Origin of the sequence: Acinetobacter sp. 742879 (genome assembly GCF_000588535.1) — a bacterium.
Classification (GTDB): domain Bacteria; phylum Pseudomonadota; class Gammaproteobacteria; order Pseudomonadales; family Moraxellaceae; genus Acinetobacter; species Acinetobacter pittii.
On the sequence record NZ_JFYC01000006.1, the window covers coordinates 231,244 to 237,600 of the forward strand.

Consider the following 6,357-nt stretch of genomic DNA (forward strand, 5'->3'; position numbering starts at 1 on the left):
GGGACGTCTATGTTGCAAAAAGTTTTAATTGCAAACCGTGGTGAAATCGCTTTACGTATTACCCGGGCTTGTAAAACATTAGGAATCAAGACTGTTGGTATCTATTCAGATGCCGACAAGGATTTGATGCATTTACGTTTTGTTGATGAAGCAGTATGTATTGGTCCGGGCGCAAGTAGTGATAGCTATTTAAATATCCCGGCAATTATTACTGCTGCAGAAATTACCGGTGCTGATGCTATTCACCCGGGTTATGGTTTCCTTTCAGAAAATGCTGAGTTTGCTGAAATTGTAGAAAGCTCAGGCTTTACTTTTATTGGTCCACGTCCAGAACATATCCGCCTTATGGGGAATAAAGTTTCTGCGATTGTTGCCATGAAAAAAGCTGGTGTACCTACTGTACCAGGTTGCGACCATGCAGTAACCATCCACAATGCCTTGGCAGAAGCGAAAGAAATCGGCTTCCCGCTTATTGTTAAAGCGGCTTCTGGTGGTGGTGGTCGTGGTATGCGTATTGTTGAGCGTGTAGATACACTACTTGAATCAGTTCAAGCAGCGCAGCGCGATGCAGAAATGTGGTTCGGTGATGATACCGTTTACATGGAACGCTTCTTACAAAAACCTCGCCATGTCGAAGTTCAAGTTCTTGGTGATGGTAATGGTCATGCAATTCATTTATATGACCGCGACTGTTCATTACAACGTCGCCATCAAAAAGTACTAGAAGAAGCACCTGCACCAAACCTACCAGAGCAAGCTCGAGCTGATATTTTAGAAGCTTGTGTTCATGCATGTCAGTTGATGCAGTATCGTGGTGCTGGTACGTTTGAATTCTTATTTGAAGACGGTGAATTCTTCTTTATTGAAATGAATACTCGTGTTCAGGTTGAGCACCCTGTAACTGAAATGGTTACCGGTGTCGATATTATTGAACAACAGTTACGTATTGCTGGTGGCCTAGGACTAGAGCTTCAACAAGAAGATATCAAAGTTCAAGGACATGCAATTGAATGCCGTATCAATGCAGAAGATCCTACAACCTTCTTACCTTCACCAGGTAAAATTGAAAGTTTCTATGCGCCAGGCGGCGCTGGTATTCGTTTAGATTCTCATATCTACCCAGAATACAGCATTCCACCTTACTATGACTCTATGATTGCTAAATTGATTTCTCATGGTAAAGACCGTGAAACTTCAATTGCTCGTATGCGTCAAGCACTAGATGAAATGATCCTTACGGGAATTAAAACAAATATTCCTCTACATAAAGATCTTATTTTGCAAGATAAGAGCTTCTGCTCTCAAGCAATGGATATCCATTACCTTGAAAAACACTTGTTAAAGCAAGTCGAAGAAAAGAAAGCTGAAACTGCATAATAAAAAAAGCCTCTTATTTTTAAGAGGCTTTTTTTATATCTATAATTTTATGGTAATACCCGACGTAAAGTCGCAAAGCACTGCTCACCTTTAGCTGTTGAACAGAAATTGATTGTATGGTCGTTTTTCCACTGTACAAAATATTGTGAGACATCACCTGTTTGGTCTTGTTTCTGACCAGAGCAATCTACTTTATTATTATCAAATTTAATTTGCATTACTAAAGCGGCTAGCTGCTCTTTAGGGTCATCAGATGGTTGATATTCATAGATACCATAAGACCATTCCTGACCGCTTTTGATCACTACATCATTACTACTACGAAAGTTATAATATTCCACACATTTCTTATTATTTGGAATTTCCATTCCCCATAATCCCATAATTTCAGGGCGCGTAACAATACGTATAGCATTAGGATTACTTGCGGTCCGAACGGGTTGTTCAGCTGTCTGTTGAGTAGCCGTTTCTGCCACAGCTAAACCAGAACAAGCCCACAATAATCCAATAATATAAATATTTTTCATAGATTTATTAATCATTAAACGCATGAAGTTAAGTTAGCATATTTTTTGACAAAATCACTGCTCCATAACCATATAAAAACAATATTTTTCAACTGTAACGTGCCACAACAAGTCATCAAACAATTTTATATTTACTTGCTTTTTTCAATATAAATTCTTTGTTTTGCATGATCTCAAGCTTAGGTAGTTGAAGAATCGACTTGTTTCGGAAGCCACTTTACAAAGCACAAACCTAAGAGCACAACCACGCTGGCCCACATAAAGATGAGTTCACCAGAAAGAATTTTCCAGAAATGCCCAGCCAGAACACTACCGAAAGCTACACCTAACCCCCACATGGTACTATAAAGTGCTTGTCCACGCCCTTGCTGTCCAGCAGAAAAGTTTTGAAAAATAACTCTCATTGCGATCAAGTGAAATAAACCAAAACTAAAGGCATGTAAGCACTGCGCAAAAAGTTGACCAATAAAATAATGTGAAAATACTGCAACTAGCATCCAACGTATGCTCGTCACTAGCAGACACACTATCACTAAGCTGCGCCACGAAAAACGTTGAAAAATCTTTGAGGCAATTGAAAACATAAAAATTTCAGCAAAAACGCCCATGGCCCATAAAAATCCAATTTCAGTCGTACTGAAATTCAAAGATCTCAGAAAATTACTATAAAAACTATAAAAAGGCGCATGTGAAAAAAGTAGAATAAATTCAATTGCAAAAAATGCAGCCACTGTTGGGCGCTTAAGAACAGGAAGTAAAGGTTCTAAATATTTTTGGGAAGTAGGCGCGCTATCAGGTTCGCGGATTGTGAAAGACCAAATAAACGCTAGAGACGCGATAATTAATAGTAAAATTGGGAGCATTGAAATATGCACTATTTCTAAAATAGCCCCAATAGTGAATACCCCAACGATAAACCCAACCGATCCCCACTTACGAATTTTGCCGTAGAGTTTAGCTTTTTGATCACCCAACCAAAATAAAGTCACTCCCTCAAATTGAGCTAAAATCGCATTTTGAAAGAAACTAAAAATAAGCATAAGCAAAGCAACTGATTGAAAAGTATTTGGCACTATAAAAATAGCCAACCATATACATGACTCCATCCAAGTTGCTATCCGAACAAGCAACATCCGCTTACCAGATTTATCAGCAATCCAACCCCAAACTAAAGGCGCAAAAAAACGAGTTACAATCGCAATTGATGATAAAACACCAATTTCTTGATAATTAAACCCCTCATCTTGAAGATATAAATTCCAATACGGCATGAATGTGCCCACGATGGAATAGTAAAAGAAGTAGAATCCACCAAGTCGAGTTTGGATAGTAAGTGGTTGAAACAATTTATAAACCTTTGTATTTTGATGAGGTTAAAATTCGGGATAGCTGTCACGCATGTAGCCATTTGTCTTTAGTACTACTAAGCATCCACAAATTTCGATTCGTAGATTCACCGAATAAAATACAATTAAACATATCAGAGCATCTCAGCCTTTCAATTTTAACACTTTGTTTTCCAATACAAATCATTAAATTATTGAGAATCGACTTATCTCTATAAGTATTTTTTATTGATAAGAAAGAATAAATAAAGAAAAGAGAACTGTAATTTAATTTGTACAATCTGTTAACTTGTGTAAAAATACATTTAATATTCATAAGGTATATATTTATCAGATGTTTTTTCTTATTTTTTTAATTTGTCTTTTTCTGTTTTTACTCATCTTGAAACAACATTACCGCTAACCACTTATCACCCCTACTTTTTTAAAAACCTAGCTGCTTCTTTTAAATTAGAACAATTAAACACCAAATTTATAGACCACTTTTTAAATGCTAAGTGTTCAACTCAAATCCTAAAAATATACTCAACATAAAATTCCAATAAATTCTTAATAAGTTACTGTAACAACTATCGCATCTGAGTAATTACCCGGAGCTGTTGAAATAGTGGTACCTTGCGGAATTTTTCCATAGACATTTGTACCCTGAGAATTGCCCGAACCTGTTTTAGAAACACCTCCAGAACCTCCAACTGCGCTTACACCACCGGTAGTATCCCATACCGCGCTATAATTCGAGTTCTGATATAACTGATACGGGATGTATTGACCACTACCATTTGTCATCTGCCTAAAGCCACCAGCAATACGGTTATTCCCATCCCCCAAATAAATACTATATGGCAGTCCATTATTACAGGTCGTATTTACCACTCCTTGAGCTGTATAATCACGAGTAGTCTTACCAATATCATTAATATTTCCAAAATCGACATTTGATGTTGAATCTATTTGACACAAACTTGGCACAACATAATTAGCAGTTATAGTGGTATTACCCGAGTCCCAACCTCCACCACTATCGCCCTCACACACAGTGCTAGAGCTTGCTTGCATGTCCCAAAATAGCTGAACCGTACCAGTATAAGTTCCTTTAGGGTATGCCATGAGCGACCCTGTACGAGCTGGTACTTTTATATTTACAGAGTAACTAATAACATTATTTGAAGCGACTGTTCTTACTGGACCATACCAGATATTCGAATTTTGATTAGTGGTAGAAGACCCTGCTCCACCTACAGTTGCTGTGACGGTGTAAGGTAATGAAACATTATTATTACTACTCGTTGTTCCAGTAAAGACGGTTTTCATACACATATAACCTGAAATTTCTGGTGTTGTACGTCCCCCATAACAACGTATTGTTCCTGTGTATGTCAGAACTGCATCATTGTTAATTGTTGCGGCAGTATATGTGTATGTACCAGAAGTTGTCCCTGTAACTGTGCAACTTGCATGGGCAGAGTTAAAAAATGTAAAGATTAGGCATAACAGACTCATTCCCAAAAAATATTTCAGGATAAATGAAAGACCTTTAAAAGTTGTCGGCTGGTTAAAGCTAGCAATATTTATCGACATACATAAGGTCCCAATTTTTTAGCACTGTATTGCTTATTTTCATACGCAAAATCAACTTGGCATGAACCATGATCTAGAAGATCGATTTCAAGTTTGTTTTGCTTTAATAGGTTTGGAATAAACACTTCACCGTCGTACCCAACCATCCCATCTTGCTGACCATTAATTCGAACGGTATAACCCGGCATTAACGGTGAATTTTTTTGATCAACCAGTTTCACCAACCCTGAAATAACCTGATGAGCACCGAAGTCGACCAAAGTTCCTTGACGGTAACCCACAAACGCTGTCTGATTCGTAGAGCTAACTTCCCACTCTAAAGGTAAATATGATGGGTCTAGGTAGACATGATGAGACATGTAGGGTCTTAAATTTGCAATTAAGAATCGGCCAGACTTATCGGTCGCACCTAAATTAACACCACCATTTATAATTTGGCTTTGTGGCCCAGCATTGGTCACAACTGCATAGCCGTCGCCAATTTCATTGGCCGCAAAGATACGTCCCGCCGCCGCAACCAGTGATCCTGTCGCCGAAACTGCAACCTGATCGTTGTCTCCAAATCGGTTATAGCGTCCTGTCAGGTAAGCTGCCCGTGCTCGGTAAGAGGCATAAATCGAGGCATTGTTTTCTTTTGCATCCTGATCTCGCTCAACATAACCACCCCAGCCAAATGAACCAATTTGTGGTTCTGACAAACCGAATATTTCTTGGCGATACCGTAGGCTACCGCTGTCACTAGATACACTCGTGATCGCATTCACTTTACTGGACGGGGGATATCTCAGCGCAAAGTAAATCCCATAGTCCTTATGATTTTCATAATCTTTATACGCTGATGCATAAAAGCCCCAGTTCTTGTCCAGACTTCCACTTAAATTGGTAGACAGTAACTTATAGGAGTTATCGCTATATTTAATCTGGTTATAGCCCAGATAAACTCCATAGCCTGCATAAAAGTTATAGTTAACCCCCGCCCTAAAAATCTCATCTGCCAATGCACTGTAGTTCAGGTAGTTTTGTGACTCGGCATTGATCTGGTTATCTTTTAAATATCTCACTTGAGACACACGGGCAAGGTCAAAATAGTTATCAAATACTTTGCGGTAACTGGTGTTAAATGAAATGTTCTTACTGATGCGCCCTTCTAAACCCAGCAAGGCAGAATAGCCGTTTTCATCTTTATACTGGCTCGCTGCGATGTCAGCATTAATTACCCCAATACCCAAAACATTCTTGGCAAATCCTGTGCCGAGATTCGACAGGCCATCTGTTGAAGCCTCTGCACCGCCGCTTAAGGTCAGTGAGTTGCTGTAGCCGTATCGAATCGCACCTGAGGCAAAGGTGGCATCGTCATAATCATTTGAATACAACCCATAGTTGTAGCGTGGAACCCCCACATCTACTGAAAACTCATTAATGCCTTTTGCCAGAATCTTGGAGGAAAAATAGTACGGCTTTTTGGTAATGCTCTGCTGTCCCGTTGCATCGGTAGTCACAAGTGTGACTTCATTTCCCGAAATAAATGG

The 6,357-nt window shown here is 38.9% G+C and carries 5 protein-coding genes; 1 reads left to right on the plus strand and 4 read right to left on the minus strand.

Features of this window, described 5'->3' with window-relative positions:
* Window positions 1-9: 9 nt before the first annotated feature.
* A complete protein-coding gene (gene accC / locus J690_RS14200; protein WP_002115704.1) occupies window positions 10-1,377 on the plus strand; it encodes an acetyl-CoA carboxylase biotin carboxylase subunit in 1,368 nt (455 codons plus the stop codon).
* A gap of 47 nt (window positions 1,378-1,424) precedes the next feature.
* Here the strand turns inward: accC and J690_RS14205 are convergent, their stop codons facing one another.
* From J690_RS14205 to J690_RS14220, 4 genes are all read right to left on the minus strand, one after another.
* On the minus strand, window positions 1,425-1,928 hold the full coding sequence (locus J690_RS14205) for a hypothetical protein (protein ID WP_005068806.1): 504 nt from the start codon (window positions 1,926-1,928) through the stop codon (window positions 1,425-1,427).
* A 155-nt stretch (window positions 1,929-2,083) separates the two neighbouring features.
* Entirely contained in the window at window positions 2,084-3,250 is a 1,167-nt protein-coding gene (locus J690_RS14210; RefSeq protein ID WP_212771362.1) for an MFS transporter, read from the minus strand.
* Window positions 3,251-3,799: 549 nt separating this feature from the next.
* Complete coding sequence (locus tag J690_RS14215; RefSeq protein ID WP_032036576.1) at window positions 3,800-4,828, minus strand: Csu type fimbrial protein; 1,029 nt, start codon at window positions 4,826-4,828, stop codon at window positions 3,800-3,802.
* A partial coding sequence (locus J690_RS14220) for a fimbria/pilus outer membrane usher protein (RefSeq protein WP_032036578.1) occupies window positions 4,819-6,357 on the minus strand: 1,539 nt, incomplete at its 5' end. The genes J690_RS14215 and J690_RS14220, both read right to left, overlap by 10 nt.